Annotated in this window: 16 protein-coding genes; 14 read left to right on the plus strand and 2 right to left on the minus strand. The window is 59.7% G+C overall.

Going from position 1 to position 16,489, the window contains the following annotated elements; genetic code table 11:
- Positions 1-150 precede the first annotated feature (150 nt).
- A complete protein-coding gene (gene rne / locus ACZZ0B_RS04865) occupies positions 151-3,387 on the minus strand; it encodes a ribonuclease E (protein WP_463544490.1) in 3,237 nt (1,078 codons plus the stop codon).
- A 698-nt stretch (positions 3,388-4,085) separates the two neighbouring features.
- Here rne and rluC point away from each other — a divergent pair.
- From rluC to sppA, 3 genes are read left to right on the plus strand one after another with little or no spacing between them, the layout of a single operon-like run.
- Entirely contained in the window at positions 4,086-5,045 is a 960-nt protein-coding gene (gene rluC, locus ACZZ0B_RS04870) for a 23S rRNA pseudouridine(955/2504/2580) synthase RluC (RefSeq protein WP_045123283.1), read from the plus strand.
- Positions 5,032-5,694, plus strand: coding sequence for an HAD-IA family hydrolase (locus tag ACZZ0B_RS04875; RefSeq protein WP_053122618.1), 663 nt, complete (start codon positions 5,032-5,034; stop codon positions 5,692-5,694). Before rluC ends, ACZZ0B_RS04875 begins: the two co-directional genes overlap by 14 nt.
- 24 nt (positions 5,695-5,718) lie before the next feature.
- Positions 5,719-6,708, plus strand: a complete 990-nt coding sequence (gene sppA, locus ACZZ0B_RS04880) for a signal peptide peptidase SppA (RefSeq protein ID WP_008086279.1) — start codon at positions 5,719-5,721, stop codon at positions 6,706-6,708.
- Positions 6,709-6,803: 95 nt separating this feature from the next.
- On the opposite strand, the gene ACZZ0B_RS04885 is transcribed toward sppA, so the two are convergent.
- Positions 6,804-7,382, minus strand: coding sequence for a Maf family protein (locus ACZZ0B_RS04885; protein ID WP_463544491.1), 579 nt, complete (start codon positions 7,380-7,382; stop codon positions 6,804-6,806).
- A 105-nt stretch (positions 7,383-7,487) separates the two neighbouring features.
- On the opposite strand from ACZZ0B_RS04885, the gene ACZZ0B_RS04890 reads away from it, so the two are divergent.
- The 11 genes from ACZZ0B_RS04890 to ACZZ0B_RS04940 all read left to right on the plus strand — a co-directional run bounded on the left by ACZZ0B_RS04890 (position 7,488) and on the right by ACZZ0B_RS04940 (position 16,465).
- Complete coding sequence (locus ACZZ0B_RS04890) at positions 7,488-8,015, plus strand: YceD family protein (protein WP_008086273.1); 528 nt, start codon at positions 7,488-7,490, stop codon at positions 8,013-8,015.
- A 13-nt stretch (positions 8,016-8,028) separates the two neighbouring features.
- Positions 8,029-8,211 (plus strand): 50S ribosomal protein L32, encoded by a 183-nt coding sequence (gene rpmF, locus ACZZ0B_RS04895; protein ID WP_003179396.1) that lies wholly within the window; start codon positions 8,029-8,031, stop codon positions 8,209-8,211.
- Positions 8,212-8,215: 4 nt separating this feature from the next.
- The gene (plsX, locus tag ACZZ0B_RS04900) at positions 8,216-9,226 is read left to right on the plus strand and encodes a phosphate acyltransferase PlsX (RefSeq protein WP_463544492.1); all 1,011 of its coding nucleotides are present in this window, start codon (positions 8,216-8,218) and stop codon (positions 9,224-9,226) included.
- Positions 9,227-9,349: 123 nt separating this feature from the next.
- Positions 9,350-10,288 carry an ACP S-malonyltransferase gene (gene fabD, locus ACZZ0B_RS04905; RefSeq protein ID WP_440097084.1) on the plus strand — a complete coding sequence of 313 codons (939 nt, stop codon included), beginning with the start codon at positions 9,350-9,352 and terminating at the stop codon, positions 10,286-10,288.
- 16 nt (positions 10,289-10,304) lie between these two features.
- Positions 10,305-11,048 (plus strand): 3-oxoacyl-ACP reductase FabG, encoded by a 744-nt coding sequence (gene fabG / locus ACZZ0B_RS04910; RefSeq protein WP_008086267.1) that lies wholly within the window; start codon positions 10,305-10,307, stop codon positions 11,046-11,048.
- A gap of 196 nt (positions 11,049-11,244) precedes the next feature.
- Positions 11,245-11,481 carry an acyl carrier protein gene (gene acpP, locus ACZZ0B_RS04915; RefSeq protein ID WP_003175607.1) on the plus strand — a complete coding sequence of 79 codons (237 nt, stop codon included), beginning with the start codon at positions 11,245-11,247 and terminating at the stop codon, positions 11,479-11,481.
- A gap of 111 nt (positions 11,482-11,592) precedes the next feature.
- Complete coding sequence (gene fabF / locus ACZZ0B_RS04920) at positions 11,593-12,837, plus strand: beta-ketoacyl-ACP synthase II (RefSeq protein ID WP_008086266.1); 1,245 nt, start codon at positions 11,593-11,595, stop codon at positions 12,835-12,837.
- Positions 12,837-13,652 carry an aminodeoxychorismate lyase gene (gene pabC, locus ACZZ0B_RS04925; RefSeq protein WP_463544493.1) on the plus strand — a complete coding sequence of 272 codons (816 nt, stop codon included), beginning with the start codon at positions 12,837-12,839 and terminating at the stop codon, positions 13,650-13,652. Before fabF ends, pabC begins: the two co-directional genes overlap by 1 nt.
- Before the next feature lie 3 nt (positions 13,653-13,655).
- The gene (mltG, locus tag ACZZ0B_RS04930; RefSeq protein ID WP_463544494.1) at positions 13,656-14,837 is read left to right on the plus strand and encodes an endolytic transglycosylase MltG; all 1,182 of its coding nucleotides are present in this window, start codon (positions 13,656-13,658) and stop codon (positions 14,835-14,837) included.
- A gap of 19 nt (positions 14,838-14,856) precedes the next feature.
- Positions 14,857-15,489 carry a dTMP kinase gene (gene tmk, locus ACZZ0B_RS04935; protein WP_463544495.1) on the plus strand — a complete coding sequence of 211 codons (633 nt, stop codon included), beginning with the start codon at positions 14,857-14,859 and terminating at the stop codon, positions 15,487-15,489.
- Positions 15,482-16,465 (plus strand): DNA polymerase III subunit delta', encoded by a 984-nt coding sequence (locus tag ACZZ0B_RS04940; RefSeq protein ID WP_008086262.1) that lies wholly within the window; start codon positions 15,482-15,484, stop codon positions 16,463-16,465. Before tmk ends, ACZZ0B_RS04940 begins: the two co-directional genes overlap by 8 nt.
- The last annotated feature ends 24 nt before the right edge of the window (positions 16,466-16,489 follow it).

The raw sequence follows: 16,489 nt of genomic DNA on the forward strand, positions 1-16,489 counted from the left end.
GATCGTCCGAACGCGGCCCGAGCCTTCGGCAGCTCCTACATACGACTCCTGTAGGAGCTGCCGAAGGCTGCGATCTTTTGATCTTATAAAGGGAATAAAAAAAGCCCCGCCAGGCTTTCACCGGGCGGGGCTTTTTAACGGCTTTTGGAATCAGGCGAGTGGTTTAGGCTCGTGTTCTTTTTCCTGGGCCTCTTCGTGCTGCTCGACCGCGTCCTGAACGGAGCGTGGTGCTTCAGCAGTCACGGCTTCAACAGCCGCTTGTTCAGTGACCACTTCAGCAACCGGAGCAGCAGCGGCAGCCTGTTCGGCTTCCTTCTGCAGACGCTCTTCTTCGCGCTTGCGGCGACGCACTTCACGTGGGTCGTTCGGCGCGCGGCCGCTTGGGGTCAGAGCGCTGACTGGCGCGACTTCAGCAACCGGAGCAGGCGCTTCGGCAACTACAGGCGCTTCGACGACTGGAACTGGCTCGGCGACAACCACTGGCTCGGCAGCCTGGGTCTCTTCGACAACAGGCGCTTGCGCAGGCGCTTCGAACACTGGTGCTTCAACAACCGGTGCTTCGAACACTGGCGCTTCAACAATCGGTGCTTCAACCACTGGCGCTGGCGTTTCAGCGACAACCGGCTCGGCTACCCAGTTGAAGGCAGTCTGCTCTTCGCGAACTTCACGCACGGTTTCGGTCACGGTTTCAGTGACGGTTTCAACCGCCGGCTCGGCTTCCACAACTGGCGCTGGTTCTACCTGAGGCAGGGTTTCCTGAACCGGAGCCACTTCGACTTCCGGAGCAGCAACCACTTCTACTGGAGTGGTCGCTTCAACAACCGGCGCTTCCACTGGAGCGGTTTCCTGAACAGCAGCGGTGGCGCGTTCGGCTTGCTCAAAGGCTTGGGCTTCGGCCGGAGCGCTGATCACGGTGCTGGCAACGGCTGCGGTAACAGCCAGGCCGGCGGCCAGATCGGCAGTGCTTGGCTCTTCAGCGTTTTCGCCGGCTTCGGATTCTTCCGAACCTTCGATCACGTTGCCGTTGGCATCACGCTGACGCTCACGACGGTTGCTGCGACGACGCTGACCGCGCGAACGACGACGTGGACGATCGCCTTCGGCGCTCTCCGAACCGTCTTCCGGCAGTTGCTCTTCGTTGGTGTTCACTTCTTCTTCCGCGACGGCAGCAGCGGCCTGTTCGGCGCGCGGTTGACGCTCTTCACGCGGCGGACGCGGTGCGCGCTCTTCGCGTGGCTGACGAACCGGACGCTCTTCAGCAGCCACCTCGGTGGTCACGGCAGGGGCGGCGTCGAGTGGCTCGCGCAGTTCACGTACACGTTCTTCACGCTCGCCACGTGGCTTGCGATCTTCACGCGGAGCGCGCGGTGCACGTTCTTCACGCGGCGCACGTGGCGCGCGTTCTTCACGAGCGGCCGGGGCTGCTTCGGTACGGGCTTCGCGCGGCTCACGCACTTCGCGGGCTTCACGTGGAGCGCGTTCTTCACGCGGCTCGCGTGGGGCACGTTCTTCACGCGGAGCACGTTCTTCGCGCGGTTTGCGTTCTTCATCGCGGCGACCATTACGGTTGCGGCTCTGCTGACGACCGTTGCGACGCTCTTCGTTACGGGCCGGACGCTCGGCAGCCGGTTTTTCAACCACGGCCGGGGCAACTGGCTCTTCTTTGGTGGCGAACAGGCTGACCAGCGATTTCACCAGGCCTTTGAACAGGCTTGGTTCTGGCACGGCAACCGGAGCCGGTGCAACAGCGACTGGTGCGGCGGCTTCGGTCGGCACCGGAGCGTTGGCACGCGCCGGCGCAGTCTTGACTGCAGCTTCCTGGCGAACCAGGGTGCGGGTCGCGGCGGCTGGCTGAACTTCTTCAACTTCGGCAGCGGCGGCGGCGATTTCGTAGCTGGACTGGTTGGTCGCGGCTTCCGGGCTGTCGTCACGCAGGCGCTGAACTTCGAAGTGCGGCGTTTCGAGGTGATCGTTCGGCAGAATGACGATGCGGGCACGGGTGCGCAGTTCGATCTTGGTGATCGAGTTGCGTTTTTCGTTGAGCAGGAACGCGGCCACCGGGATCGGCACTTGTGCGCGAACTTCGGCAGTGCGGTCTTTCAGGGCTTCTTCTTCGATCAGGCGCAGGATCGCCAGCGACAGCGATTCAACGTCACGGATGATGCCGGTGCCGTTGCAACGCGGGCAGACGATGCCGCTGCTTTCGCCCAGCGATGGACGCAGGCGCTGACGCGACATTTCCAGCAGGCCGAAGCGCGAGATGCGGCCGATCTGTACGCGAGCACGGTCGGCTTCCAGGCATTCGCGGACTTTCTCTTCCACGGCGCGCTGGTTCTTGGCAGGGGTCATGTCGATGAAGTCGATGACGATCAGGCCGCCGATGTCGCGCAGGCGCAACTGACGGGCGATTTCTTCAGCCGCTTCAAGGTTGGTCTGCAGGGCGGTTTCTTCGATGTCGCTGCCTTTGGTGGCGCGTGCCGAGTTGATGTCGATGGACACCAGGGCTTCGGTCGGATCGATGACGATGGAGCCGCCGGAAGGCAGTTCAACGACGCGCTGGAAAGCGGTCTCGATCTGGCTTTCGATCTGGAAACGGTTGAACAGCGGCACGCTGTCTTCGTACAGCTTGATCTTGCTGGCGTACTGCGGCATCACCTGGCGGATGAAAGTCAGGGCTTCGTCCTGGGCTTCAACGCTGTCGATCAGCACTTCGCCGATGTCCTGGCGCAGGTAATCGCGGATGGCGCGGATGATCACGTTGCTTTCCTGGTAGATCAGGAATGGCGCGGAGCGATCCAGCGAGGCTTCTTTGATGGCGGTCCACAGTTGCAGCAGGTAATCGAGGTCCCACTGCATTTCTTCGCTGCTGCGGCCAAGGCCGGCAGTGCGCACGATCAGACCCATGTCGGCCGGTGCAACCAGACCGTTCAGCGCTTCACGCAGTTCGTTGCGCTCTTCGCCTTCGATGCGACGGGAGATACCGCCGGCACGCGGGTTGTTCGGCATCAGCACGAGGTAACGACCGGCCAGGCTGATGAAGGTGGTCAGGGCGGCGCCCTTGTTGCCACGTTCTTCTTTTTCGACCTGAACGATGACTTCCTGGCCTTCGCTCAGGACGTCCTTGATGTTGACGCGGCCTTCAGGGGCTTTCTTGAAGTATTCGCGGGAGATTTCTTTGAGGGGCAGGAAGCCATGGCGCTCAGAGCCAAAATCGACAAAGGCAGCCTCAAGGCTTGGTTCGATGCGAGTGATGCGGCCTTTATAGATGTTGGCCTTCTTCTGCTCGCGTGCACCGGATTCGATGTCCAGGTCGTAGAGGCGTTGGCCATCTACCAGTGCAACACGCAACTCTTCGGGTTGAGTTGCGTTAATCAGCATTCTTTTCATGTAGTACCGTCGGTTTCCGGGCTGCCGGAAACGGCGTTCGGCACACACGACTTCTCACGGTCGGTGTCAGGTGCGTCGGGAGTGGTTGGCCATTCCCGTGTCCAGCGATATGCGGCCAATTGGGCCGATATAGCGACGTACGCGTCCTGCTTGCTGTGGCTACTTAAGCACTCAGTCAGGAGGAGGAATCAACCGTGGCTGTGGACGAGATGAAGCGTCTTGATAAAGCCTATTGCTACACAGTCCAGCGGTTGTGCATCTCCACCCTACACGTATCCCTGATAATTCGGGTGCTGCCGCGCGCAGAATCCGCAGCGGGTTGGCATTTACCGTGAGCTCCGAAAGGGGAGGTCACGCATCATGGCTAATTCAGGCGATGTTTCCGAAGCATTCGCTCGGGGTCATCTGCAGCTGACTGCACTTTGTGAACTGGCCTTGAATGTGTGCCTGTCAGGCGAGTAAAAACTCTGCTCGACGGTGTAATTCAGGCCTCATGTCACCTGCGCTTGTTACAACTGCAAACTCCACCGTTACGTAGCGAAAGCCCCGTAGGACGGCCTCGCGTCCTGGTGAATTGCGTTGGTCAGGGCCGGTTTTTGACCGTGGTGCCGCTGTCCAGGCCGCTTTTGGCGGCGTTCGCGACTATAGCAGCAATGATTAAGTGCTTCAATTCCATAAAAATTGTTATCATCCGCGGCATGACAACTACTGCCCCTTCGACTCCAGGCGTTCAATTGCTTGAAGTCTCGCCGGAGTATGCCGGCCAACGAATCGACAATTTTCTCCTCGCCCGGCTCAAAGGCGTGCCCAAGACCTTGATTTACCGCATTTTGCGCAAAGGCGAAGTGCGCGTGAACAAAGGTCGGATCAAGCCCGAATACAAGCTGCAGGCCGGCGATATCGTGCGCGTGCCGCCCGTTCGCGTGCCTGAGCGCGACGAACCGGTGCCGCTGGCCCAAGGGCTGTTGCAGCGCCTGGAAGCCTCGATTGTCTTCGAAGACAAAGCCCTGATCGTGATCAACAAGCCCGCCGGCATTGCGGTTCACGGCGGCAGTGGCTTGAATTTCGGGGTGATCGAAGCCTTTCGTCAGTTGCGCCCGGATACCAAAGAGTTAGAGCTGGTTCACCGTCTCGACCGTGACACTTCCGGCCTGCTGATGATCGCCAAAAAGCGCAGCATGTTGCGCCACTTGCACGAGCAATTGCGCGGCGATGGCGTCGACAAACGCTACATGGCGCTGGTCCGTGGCAACTGGGCAACCTCGATCAAGAAAGTCAGCGCGCCATTGCTCAAGAGCAATCTGCGTTCCGGCGAACGCATGGTTGAAGTCAACGAAGAAGGCAAAGAAGCCCTGACGATGTTCAAGGTGCTGCGCCGCTTCGGTGATTTCGCCACCATGGTCGAAGCCAAACCGGTTACCGGCCGCACCCACCAGATTCGCGTGCACACTTTGCATGCCGGTCATTGCATTGCTGGCGACAGCAAATATGGCGATGAAGACTTCACCAAGGAAATCCGCGATCTGGGCGGCAAACGTCTGTTCCTGCACGCCTACATGTTGACCGTGCCGCTGCCGGACGGTGGCAAGCTGACCCTGCAAGCACCGGTCGACGAAATGTGGGCCAAGACCGTGGAGCGATTGAGTGCGCCCATCTGATTACAAGCTGCTGATTTTCGATTGGGACGGCACGCTGGCTGATTCCATCCATCGGATTGTCGAGGCGATGCACTCTGCCTCCGGGCGTTCCGGCTTCGAGTTGCGTGATGATTTTGCCGTCAAAGGCATCATCGGCCTGGGTTTGCCCGAGGCTATCCGCACGCTGTATCCCGAGATCAGCGACGCCGAAATGACCTTGTTTCGCGAGTATTACGCGGATCACTACATCGCCGCTGAAGCCGTGCCTTCGCCGTTGTTCGAAGGCGTAGTCGAGTCGATGGCGTCCTTTCGTGAGCAGGGTTATCACTTGGCTGTCGCTACCGGCAAGAATCGCCGTGGCCTGGATCGGGTGCTCAAGGCCAATGGCTGGGAAGATTATTTCGATATCACCCGCGCTGCCGATGAAACTGCGAGCAAGCCACACCCTCTGATGCTGGAGCAGATCCTTGCTCATTGCGGTGTGCGTGCCGAGCAGGCGCTGATGGTCGGGGATTCGTCCTTCGATCTGCTGATGGCGCGTAACGCGGGGATGGATTCGGTGGCGGTCAGTTATGGCGCGCAATCGATCGAATCGCTGCAGCAGTTCGAGCCGCGCCTGTCGATCGACCGTTTTTCCGAATTGCATGCCTGGCTGGCGCAGCAGGCTTAATACGTTTTTGCTGGGGTAGATGGCATGACCGACGAATGGAAAGCACCGGCCAAGGCAAGTGCCGACGGCGGTGACGAGAAAAGCTGGAAGCTGTTGGAAAAGACGCTGCTGGCTGGTGTGCAGGAACAGCGTCGTTCGCGGCGCTGGGGGATTTTCTTCAAGCTGCTGACGTTTGTTTATCTGTTTGTGGCGTTGATCCTGTTCACGCCGCTGATGGACATGGAAAAGAGTGCGACCCGCAGTGATAACTACACTGCGTTGATCGATGTCACCGGGGTGATCGCCGACAAGGAGCCTGCGAGCGCCGATAACATTGTCGGCAGTCTGCGTGCCGCGTTCGATGACAAGAAGGTCAAAGGCGTTGTCCTTCGCATCAATAGCCCGGGCGGCAGTCCGGTGCAGTCCGGTTATGTGTATGACGAGATCAAGCGTCTGCGAGGCCTGCATCCGGATATCAAGGTGTATGCCGTGATTTCCGATCTGGGTGCCTCCGGTGCCTATTACATCGCCAGTGCGGCGGATCAGATCTACGCCGACAAGGCCAGTCTGGTCGGATCCATTGGTGTGACGGCGGCCGGTTACGGTTTTGTCGGCACCATGGACAAGCTGGGCGTCGAGCGTCGCACGTACACGTCGGGCGAGCACAAGTCGTTCCTTGATCCGTTCCAGCCGCAGAAGCCTGATGAGACGGCGTTCTGGCAAACGGTGCTGGATACCACGCACAAGCAGTTTATCAATAGCGTCAAGCAGGGTCGTGGCGATCGCTTGAAAGACAAAGAGCATCCGGAGCTGTTCTCCGGTTTGGTCTGGTCGGGCGAGCAGGCGCTGCCGCTGGGGTTGATCGATGGGCTGGGCAATGCCAGTTCGGTTGCGCGGGATGTGATTGGCGAGAAGGAGTTGGTGGATTTCACCGTTCAGGAATCGCCGTTTGATCGCTTCTCGAAAAAGCTCGGTGCCAGCGTGGCTGAGCAGTTGGCGATGTGGATGGGGTTCCACGGGCCTTCGTTGCGTTAATTCGTTGTAAAGATCAAAAGATCGCAGCCTGCGGCAGCTCCTACAGGGTTTTACATTCCCATGTAGGAGCTGCCGAAGGCTGCGATCTTTTGCTTTTAAGGAATCTGCACGCCCTCAACCAGCAACATGTCGATCAGCCGAATCAGTGGCAAACCGATCAGGCTGGTCGCGTCAGGCCCTTCAGTGGACTGAAACAGACTCACCCCCAACCCTTCGGCCTTGAAGCTGCCAGCGCAGTCATACGGCTGCTCAATGCGCAGGTAGCGCTCAATGCGCGTCTGATCGAGCTGACGCATGTGCACGGTAAACGGCACGCAGTCGACCTGGCATTCGCCGGTCTGGCTATTCAGCAGCGCCAGGCCGGTGAGGAAGGTCACGCTGGCGCCACTGGCGGCCATCAGTTGCTCGCGGGCTTTCTCGAACGTGTGCGGCTTGCCGATGATCTGTTCGCCGAGCACGGCAACCTGGTCGGAACCGATAATCAGATGAGCGGGATGGCTGTCGGTCAGCGCCCGGGCTTTTTGTTCGGCGAGGCGTTTGACCAGTTCGATGGCTGACTCGCCCGGGCGATGACTTTCATCGATATCCGGCGAGCTGCAGACGAACGGCAGGTGCAGGCGGGCGAGCAATTCGCGACGATAGGTCGAGCTTGAAGCGAGTAATAAAGGCAGCATTCGCGTCTCCTGAGGCAGGTGCAGATTCTAGCGGAGGCACGCAAGTGACGGACAGGGCACAATTTCCTTTGACATGGGTGGGTGCATCCCTATAATGCTGCGCCTATGTTGAATGACCCGATTCCACCTCACGTTGACCCGCGCAAATTGGCTGATCGTGGCACCACCCTTCAAGGTGAATTGCTGCTAGCCGATTTGAAGAGACTCTGCGACCCGCTTTCCGACGATGTCGGTACGGTGCAGGCGAAATTCGTTTTTGAACGAGATGAACGTAAATCTGTGGTGATCCACAGCTTTATCGACACCGAGGTCAAAATGGTTTGCCAGCGTTGTCTTGAGCTGGTCACCCTGCCGATCCACAGCGAATGCAGTTATGCTGTGGTGAAAGAGGGTGCGAATACCCAGTCGTTGCCGAAAGGTTATGACGTGCTGGAACTGGGCGAAGATCCATTGGATCTGCAGTCACTGATCGAGGAGGAGCTTCTGCTCGCCTTGCCCATTGTGCCTGCTCATCATCCGGAAGAATGCCAGCAGCCGGCGGGTCTCGATGAGCCCGAACCGAGCGAGGACGAGTCAACGCGGTCCAACCCGTTCAGTGTATTGGCGCAGTTAAAGCGTGACCCAAACGTTTAGGAGTTAATCAATTATGGCTGTTCAGCAGAACAAAAAATCCCGCTCTGCCCGTGACATGCGCCGTTCGCACGACGCTCTCGAGGCTAGCACCCTGTCTGTAGAAAAAACCACTGGTGAAGTTCACCTGCGTCACCACGTATCGCCAGAAGGCGTATACCGTGGCCGTAAAGTGATCGACAAGGGCGCTGACGAGTAATCACTTGTCCGCTCAAGTCATCGCGATTGACGCAATGGGCGGGGACTTCGGTCCCCGCAGCATTGTTCAGGCCAGCCTCGCTTGCCTGTCTGCTACGCCCTCGCTACACCTGACCCTCGTCGGTCAACCCTCCCTTCTTGAAGAACTGATCCACGGCCAATCGGCTGCTGATCGCGCGCGCCTGACGATTGTTGCGGCCAGCGAAGTCATCACCATGGATGAAAAACCGACCCAGGCCTTGCGTGGCAAGCCGGACTCATCAATGCGTGTCGCCCTGGAGCTGGTGCGTGATGGCAAGGCGCAAGCGTGTGTCAGTGCCGGCAATACCGGTGCGCTGATGGCGTTGTCGCGATTTGTGCTGAAGACGCTGCCGGGTATTGATCGCCCGGCGATGGTGGCGGCGATTCCAACGCAGAAGGGTTTTTGTCAGTTGCTCGATCTGGGCGCCAATGTCGATTGCAGTGCCGAGCATCTGCTGCAGTTTGCGGTGATGGGCTCGGTGGCAGCGCAGACGCTGGGTATCCATCGCCCGCGTGTGGCGCTGCTGAACATCGGCACTGAAGACATCAAGGGCAATCAGCAGGTCAAGCTCGCGGCGACGTTGTTGCAGGCTGCTCGTGGCATCAACTACATCGGCTTCATCGAAGGCGATGGCCTGTACCGTGGTGAGGCCGATGTCGTGGTGTGCGACGGTTTTGTCGGCAACATCCTGCTCAAGTCCAGCGAAGGCCTGGCGACAATGATCGCGGCGCGTATCGAGGCGCTGTTCAAGAAGAATCTCGCTTCCCGTGCGGTCGGTGCTTTGGCGCTGCCATTGATGAAGCGCTTGCAGGCGGATCTGGCGCCGGCGCGACATAACGGCGCAAGCTTTCTCGGCTTGCAGGGTATCGTCGTGAAAAGTCACGGTTCGGCCGGGGTGCAGGGCTTTCAGAGTGCGATTCAGCGTGCGCTGATCGAGATTCAGGAGAACTTGCCTGAGCGCCTCCACGGTCGTCTGGAGGATTTGTTGTCTTAGGCGTTTTCGTCGGACAATGCTTAAATGTGACCGCCCGGTTCAAAGGGCCATCCAACTGTCAGTTTCTTGCGTCCCCAAGCGGGGCGTCATTTTCCGACGACAAGATCATTAGGGGCTTGTTACATGTCTGCTTCCCTCGCATTCGTCTTTCCAGGACAGGGTTCGCAGTCCCTCGGCATGTTGGCCGAGCTGGGCGCGGAATATCCGTTGATCCTCGAAACATTCAAAGAAGCCTCTGAGGCTCTGGGTTATGACCTGTGGGCACTGACCCAGCAGGGGCCGGAAGAGCTGCTCAATCAAACCGATAAAACCCAACCGGCCATTCTGACCGCTTCGATCGCCCTGTGGCGTCTGTGGCTGGCGGAAGGTGGCGCGCGCCCGGCCTTTGTTGCCGGTCACAGCCTGGGCGAATACAGCGCGCTGGTTGCTGCTGGCAGCCTGACGCTGGCTGACGCGGTCAAGCTCGTTGAGCGCCGTGGTCAACTGATGCAGGAAGCGGTTCCGGCCGGGCAGGGCGGCATGGCTGCCATTCTCGGTCTGGAAGACGCTGATGTGCTGGCGGCCTGCGCTGAAGCTGCGCAAGGCGAGGTGGTCAGCGCCGTCAACTTCAACTCGCCGGGCCAGGTCGTCATCGCCGGCGCCAAGGCTGCCGTCGAGCGCGCCATTGAAGGTTGCAAGGCCCGTGGCGCCAAGCGTGCCATGCCGCTGCCGGTGAGCGTGCCTTCGCACTGCGAACTGATGCGTCCGGCCGCCGAGCGCTTTGCCGAAGCCATCGCCGCCATCGACTGGCAGGCGCCGCAGATCCCGGTGGTACAGAACGTCAGCGCGCAAGTGCCGGCTGATCTGGAAACCCTCAAGCGTGATCTGCTCGAACAACTCTACAAGCCAGTGCGCTGGGTCGAGTCGGTACAGACGCTGGCCGCCAAGGGCGCGACCAATCTGGTCGAATGCGGCCCGGGCAAAGTGCTGGCCGGTCTGAACAAACGTTGCGCCGAAGGCGTGGCGACTTCCAACCTCAATACCCCAGACGCTTTCGCTGCCGCTCGTGCAGCGCAAGCCTGAATCAGGAGAAACTTGCATGAGTCTGCAAGGTAAAGTTGCACTGGTCACCGGTGCAAGCCGCGGTATCGGCCAGGCCATCGCGCTGGAATTGGGTCGTCAGGGCGCCATCGTTGTTGGCACCGCGACCTCCGCGTCGGGTGCTGAGCGCATTGCTGCGACCCTGAAGGAAAACGGTATTCAGGGCACTGGCCTTGAGCTGAACGTCACCAGCGACGAGTCCGTCAGCGCGGTACTGGCAAGCATTCAGGAACAGTTTGGTGCGCCAGTGGCGATCCTGGTCAATAATGCCGGTATCACCCGCGATAACCTGATGATGCGCATGAAAGACGATGAGTGGTACGACGTGATCGATACCAACCTGAACAGTCTATTCCGCCTGTCCAAGGGCGTTCTGCGCGGCATGACCAAGGCGCGTTGGGGCCGAATTATCAGTATTGGCTCGGTGGTGGGTGCCATGGGCAACGCTGGCCAAGTAAACTATGCAGCCGCCAAGGCCGGTCTGGAAGGTTTCAGCCGTGCAATGGCGCGTGAAGTCGGTTCGCGTTCGATTACGGTCAACTCGGTAACCCCAGGGTTCATCGACACCGATATGACCCGCGAACTGCCTGAAGCACAGCGTGAAGCCTTGCAGACGCAGATTCCGCTGGGTCGTCTGGGACAAGCTCAAGAGATCGCGTCTGTGGTCGCTTTTCTTGCATCCGACGGTGCGGCATACGTCACTGGGGCTACAATCCCGGTGAACGGTGGGATGTACATGTAAGTAAAATGTGACGGATTGCTTCAAAAAAATGTCATACGAGCTGTCTAAAATCCGTTATAAAGCTGCAATCTATTTATAGGCAGAGGGCCGCAGGGTTTGAGGAGTGAAGCTTTCAGTTGAAAAGCTGAAAAGTCTTTCTATACACTTACCCACTGGCCAGCTGCCTGAATTTGTCCATTAGGAGTGAAAACAAGGTATGAGCACCATCGAAGAGCGCGTCAAGAAAATCGTTGCCGAGCAACTGGGCGTTAAAGAAGAAGAAGTGGTCAACACTGCTTCCTTCGTTGAAGACCTGGGTGCCGACTCCCTTGACACCGTTGAGCTGGTGATGGCTCTGGAAGAGGAATTCGAGACCGAAATCCCTGACGAAGAAGCTGAGAAGATCACTACTGTACAAGCTGCAATCGACTACGTTACTAGCCACCAGGCGTAATAGTTTGTAATCGTTGTTTGCTGTCATGGAAAAACCGCACTGCCATCATGGCGTGCGGTTTTTTCTTTAGGCCTGATGCAAAGTCGTCGTCATTTGAAAAAGGAGAGTGCTGTGTCGCGTAGACGCGTCGTAGTCACCGGTATGGGTATGTTGTCGCCACTGGGCACGGATGTGCCGAGCAGTTGGCAGGGCATTCTGGCTGGCCGCAGTGGCATTGGTCTGATCGAACACACCGACCTTTCTGCCTATTCCACCCGCTTTGGCGGCTCGGTAAAGGGCTTCAATGTCGAGGAATACCTGTCGGTCAAGGAAGCGCGCAAGCTCGACCTGTTCATTCAGTACGGTCTCGCCGCGGGCTTTCAAGCTGTGCGCAATGCCGGGCTCGAAGTTACCGACGCCAACCGTGAACGCATTGGCGTGGCCATGGGTTCGGGCATTGGCGGTCTGACCAACATCGAAGAAACCAGCCGCACCCTGCACGAGACTGGCCCGCGCCGGATTTCTCCGTTCTTTGTGCCTGGCTCGATCATCAATATGATTTCCGGTTTTCTGTCTATCCATCTGGGTGCACAGGGACCTAACTACGCCATCGCCACCGCGTGTACCACCGGTACGCACTGCATTGGCATGGCGGCGCGCAACATCATGTACGACGAGGCCGACGTGATGATTGCCGGCGGTGCCGAAATGGCTGCGTGCGGTCTGGGCATGGGCGGCTTCGGCGCGTCCCGTGCGCTGTCGACGCGCAACGATGAGCCGACCCGCGCCAGCCGTCCGTGGGACAAGGGCCGTGACGGTTTCGTCCTGTCCGACGGTGCCGGCGCACTGGTTCTCGAAGAGCTGGAACACGCCAAGGCACGCGGCGCGACCATCTACGCTGAGCTGATCGGCTTCGGTACCAGCGGCGATGCGTTCCACATGACCTCGCCACCGGCCGACGGCGCCGGTGCCGCACGCTGCATCACCAATGCATTGCGCGATGCCAAGATCAACGTCGATCAAGTGCAGTACATCAACGCCCACGGCACCTCGACCCCGGCCGGCGACCTCGCCGAAGCCAATGCGCTCAAGTCGGTGTTCGGTGAGCACGCCTACAAACTGGCGGTCAGCTCGACCAAGTCGATGACCGGTCACCTGTTGGGTGCAGCGGGCGCGGTCGAAGCGATCTTCAGCGTGCTGGCGATCAACAGCCAGGTGGCACCGCCGACCATCAACCTTGAAGAGCCGGATGAAGGCTGCGATCTCGATTTCGTGCCGCACACCGCGCGCAACATGGACATCGATGTCGTACTGTCCAACTCCTTCGGTTTTGGCGGCACCAACGGCACCTTGGCGTTCCGTCGGTTCGCAGGCTGATGGACAGCTGGGTCGACGGTCAACCGGCTGACAGTCTGTCGCTGAAAGATCGCGGCCTGGCTTACGGCGATGGTCTGTTCGAGACCATCGCTGTGCATCGTGGCCAGCCGATCCTGCTGGATCGGCACCTGGCGCGATTGGCCGATGGCTGTTCGCGTCTGGCCATCGCGGCCGATATCGAGCTGATTCGCCACGAGCTGCTGAGCTATGCGGCAGCGATGGGCGAGGGCGTGCTCAAGCTCATCCTCAGCCGTGGTGACGGTTTGCGCGGTTATGCGCCCGATCCGGCGGCGCCGGGCCGACGCATCCTGCAAGGCAATCCTCCTGCTGTTTATCCTGCTGCTCATGCCGAGCACGGCGTGCGCCTGTTCCCGTGCAGCACGCGTCTGGCTACGCAGCCGTTGCTTGCCGGGCTCAAACACCTCAATCGCCTTGAACAGGTTCTCGCCCGTGCCGAATGGCAGGACAGCGAGCACGCCGAAGGCTTGATGCTCGATCAGGCCGGTCGAGTGATCGAAGGGGTGTTCAGCAATGTGTTTCTGCTGCGCGACGGTGTGTTGATCACCCCGGACTTGAAGCGCTGCGGCGTCGCCGGTGTGATGCGCGCCGAAATATTGTTTCAGGCCGAGTCCTTGGCCATCCCCACACAAATCGCCGACATCAGCCTCGAACAGCTGCAATGGGCTGACGAAGTGTTTCTCTGCAACAGCGTTTATGGCGTCTGGCCGGTACGCGCCTACGCTGCACTGAGCTGGCCGGTTGGCCCGCTCACCCGTAAACTGCAAACCATTGCCCGCGCCCTACTGGATGCCTGATTCGTGAGACGTAAACTTTTGCTGCTGCTGGAAACCGGACTGGTTCTGGCAGGGCTGCTGTTGGGCGCCAGCGCCTGGAAGATTCACTCCGCGCTGGAACAGCCCCTGAACATCACGCAGGAAGAACTGCTGGATGTGCCGAAAGGCTCCACCCCGACCCGTACTTTCCTTACACTCGAAACCGATGGCGTCATCAAGGACGCGTTCTGGTTGCGGGTCTATTGGCGCTTCAACCTCGCCGGTACACCAATCCACAGCGGTGAATACCGCATGCAGCCGGGCATGACCGTCAACGGCCTGATCGACTTGTGGAAGCGTGGCGACGTGGTGCAATACAGCCTGACACTGGTCGAAGGCTGGAATTTCCATCAAGTGCGCGCGGCATTGGCCAAAGACGAAAAACTCACCCAGACCCTCAATGGTTTGAGTGACAGCGACGTCATGGCGAAGATCGGTCATAAGGGTCTGTTCCCGGAAGGCCGCTTTTTCCCTGACACTTACCGCTTCGTGCGCGGCATGTCCGACGCCGAGTTGCTGAAGAAAGCCTTCGAGCGTCTCGACGAAGTGTTGGCCAATGAATGGGAAAAACGTTCGGCCGATGCGCCGTACAGCGAGCCGTATCAAGCGTTGATCATGGCCTCGCTGGTCGAGAAAGAAACCGGCGTGCCGCAGGAGCGCGGGCAGATCGCTGGCGTGTTCGTGCGCCGGATGGCGTTGGGGATGCAATTGCAGACCGATCCGACGGTCATTTATGGCCTCGGCGATCGCTACACCGGCAAACTCACGCGTGCGCATTTGAAAGAGCCGACGGCGTATAACACTTACGTGATTCCCGGCTTGCCGCCGACCCCGATTGCGATGGTCGGGCGTGAAGCGATTCACGCGGCGCTGAACCCCGTGGAAGGCTCCAGCCTGTACTTTGTCGCACGCGGCGACGGCAGCCATGTGTTCTCCGACGATCTTGATGCGCACAACAGTGCGGTGCGTGAATTCCAGCTCAAGCGCCGCGCAGATTATCGTTCGAGCCCGGCCCCGACGGCGACGCCTGAAGCCGCTGCGCCTGCCGAGGAAACGATTCCTGCGGCTTCGCCCGATACGGCGCCGGAGGCGTTGCCGCAAGTTCCCGCCGAGGAACCTGCGCCGACCCCGGCCCCGGAAGCCGCTGCTCCACAAAACGCGCAATGACTTTGATTAAGGACTGCCTGTGACTGGCTTGTTTATTACCCTGGAAGGCCCGGAAGGTGCCGGCAAAAGCACCAATCGCGAATACCTCGCCGAGCGCCTGCGCGCCGCCGGTATTGAGGTGGTGCTGACCCGTGAGCCCGGCGGTACGCCGCTGGCCGAGCGGATTCGCGAAGTGTTGCTGGCGCCGGCCGACGAAGTCATGACCCCGGACGCCGAGCTGTTGCTGGTGTTTGCCGCGCGTGCTCAGCACCTGGCCGAAGTCATCCGCCCGGCACTGGCCCGTGGCGCGGTGGTGCTGTGCGACCGTTTCACCGATTCGACGTATGCCTATCAGGGTGGCGGTCGCGGTTTGTCGCTGGAGCGTATCGCCACGCTGGAAACCTTTGTTCAGGGCGATCTGCGTCCTGACCTGACGCTGATTTTCGATCTGCCGGTGGAAATCGGCCTGGCTCGCGCCAGCGCTCGTGGCCGTCTGGATCGTTTCGAGCTGGAAGGCCGGGCGTTTTTCGAGGCGGTGCGCAATGCGTTTCTCAAGCGCGCTGAAGCCGACCCTGCGCGCTATGTGCGCATCGATGCCGGTCAGCCGTTAGCCAAAGTTCAACAATCGCTGGATACCTTGATGCCGAACTTGCTGGAGCTGGCCCGTGGCTGAGGCCTATCCATGGCAGGACAGCCTCTGGCAGCAACTGGCCGGCCGCAAGCAGCACGCGCACGCCTATCTGCTGCATGGCCCCGCCGGGATCGGCAAGCGCGCGCTGGCCGAGCGCTTGATGGCGAGTCTGCTGTGTCAGCGTCCGACGCCAGAAGCGTGCGGCGAGTGCAAATCCTGCCTGCTGCTCAGGGCCGGTAGTCATCCCGATAATTACATCCTCGAACCGGAAGAAGCCGATAAGGCCATCAAGGTCGATCAAGTGCGCGATCTGGTCAGTTTCGTGGTGCAGACCGCGCAACTGGGTGGGCGCAAAGTGGTGCTGATCGAGCCGGTCGAGGCGATGAACATCAACGCCGCCAACGCCTTGCTGAAAAGCCTTGAAGAGCCTTCCGGCGATACTGTGTTGCTGTTGGTCAGCCATCAGACCAGCCGTTTGCTGCCGACGATCAAAAGCCGTTGCGTGCAGCAGGCTTGTCCGCTGCCGGGCGAGGCGATGAGCCTGCAATGGCTGGCTCAGGCGTTGCCGGATTGCTCTGAAGAAGAACGTGTCGAACTGCTGACGCTGGCGGCCGGTTCGCCGTTGATGGCAGTCAGTCTGCAATCCCAGGGCGTGCGTGAACAGCGCGCGCAAGTGGTCGAAGGCGTGAAGAAGTTGCTCAAGCAGCAGCAATCGCCGACGCAACTGGCTGAAGAATGGAAAAGCATTCCGATGCTGCGCCTGTTCGACTGGTTCTGTGATTGGTCGAGCCTGATCCTGCGCTATCAATTGACGCAGGATGAAGCAGGCCTCGGCCTTACCGATATGCGTAAAGTCGTGCAGTACCTGGCGCAGAAAAGTGCGCAGGGCAAAGTCCTCGAGATTCAGGACTGGATTCTCGCCCAGCGGCAGAAAGTCATGAGCAAGGCCAACCTCAATCCGGCGCTGTTGCTGGAAGCGTTGTTGGTGCAATGGGCGGGATTGCCTGGCCAAAGATAACAATGTGTACCTAGACTCTGAACA

This window comes from Pseudomonas sp. AC247 (assembly GCF_979258015.1).

Excerpts from the sequence above, each read along its gene's own strand:
- rne (WP_463544490.1), bottom strand. The coding sequence starts at position 3,387 with ATGAAAAGAATGCTGATTAACGCAACTCAACCCGAAGAGTTGCGTGTT.
- rluC (WP_045123283.1), top strand. The coding sequence starts at position 4,086 with ATGACAACTACTGCCCCTTCGACTCCAGGCGTTCAATTGCTTGAAGTC.
- sppA (WP_008086279.1), top strand. The coding sequence starts at position 5,719 with ATGACCGACGAATGGAAAGCACCGGCCAAGGCAAGTGCCGACGGCGGT.
- ACZZ0B_RS04885 (WP_463544491.1), bottom strand. The coding sequence starts at position 7,382 with ATGCTGCCTTTATTACTCGCTTCAAGCTCGACCTATCGTCGCGAATTG.
- ACZZ0B_RS04890 (WP_008086273.1), top strand. The coding sequence starts at position 7,488 with ATGTTGAATGACCCGATTCCACCTCACGTTGACCCGCGCAAATTGGCT.
- rpmF (WP_003179396.1), top strand. The coding sequence starts at position 8,029 with ATGGCTGTTCAGCAGAACAAAAAATCCCGCTCTGCCCGTGACATGCGC.
- fabD (WP_440097084.1), top strand. The coding sequence starts at position 9,350 with ATGTCTGCTTCCCTCGCATTCGTCTTTCCAGGACAGGGTTCGCAGTCC.
- fabG (WP_008086267.1), top strand. The coding sequence starts at position 10,305 with ATGAGTCTGCAAGGTAAAGTTGCACTGGTCACCGGTGCAAGCCGCGGT.
- acpP (WP_003175607.1), top strand. The coding sequence starts at position 11,245 with ATGAGCACCATCGAAGAGCGCGTCAAGAAAATCGTTGCCGAGCAACTG.
- pabC (WP_463544493.1), top strand. The coding sequence starts at position 12,837 with ATGGACAGCTGGGTCGACGGTCAACCGGCTGACAGTCTGTCGCTGAAA.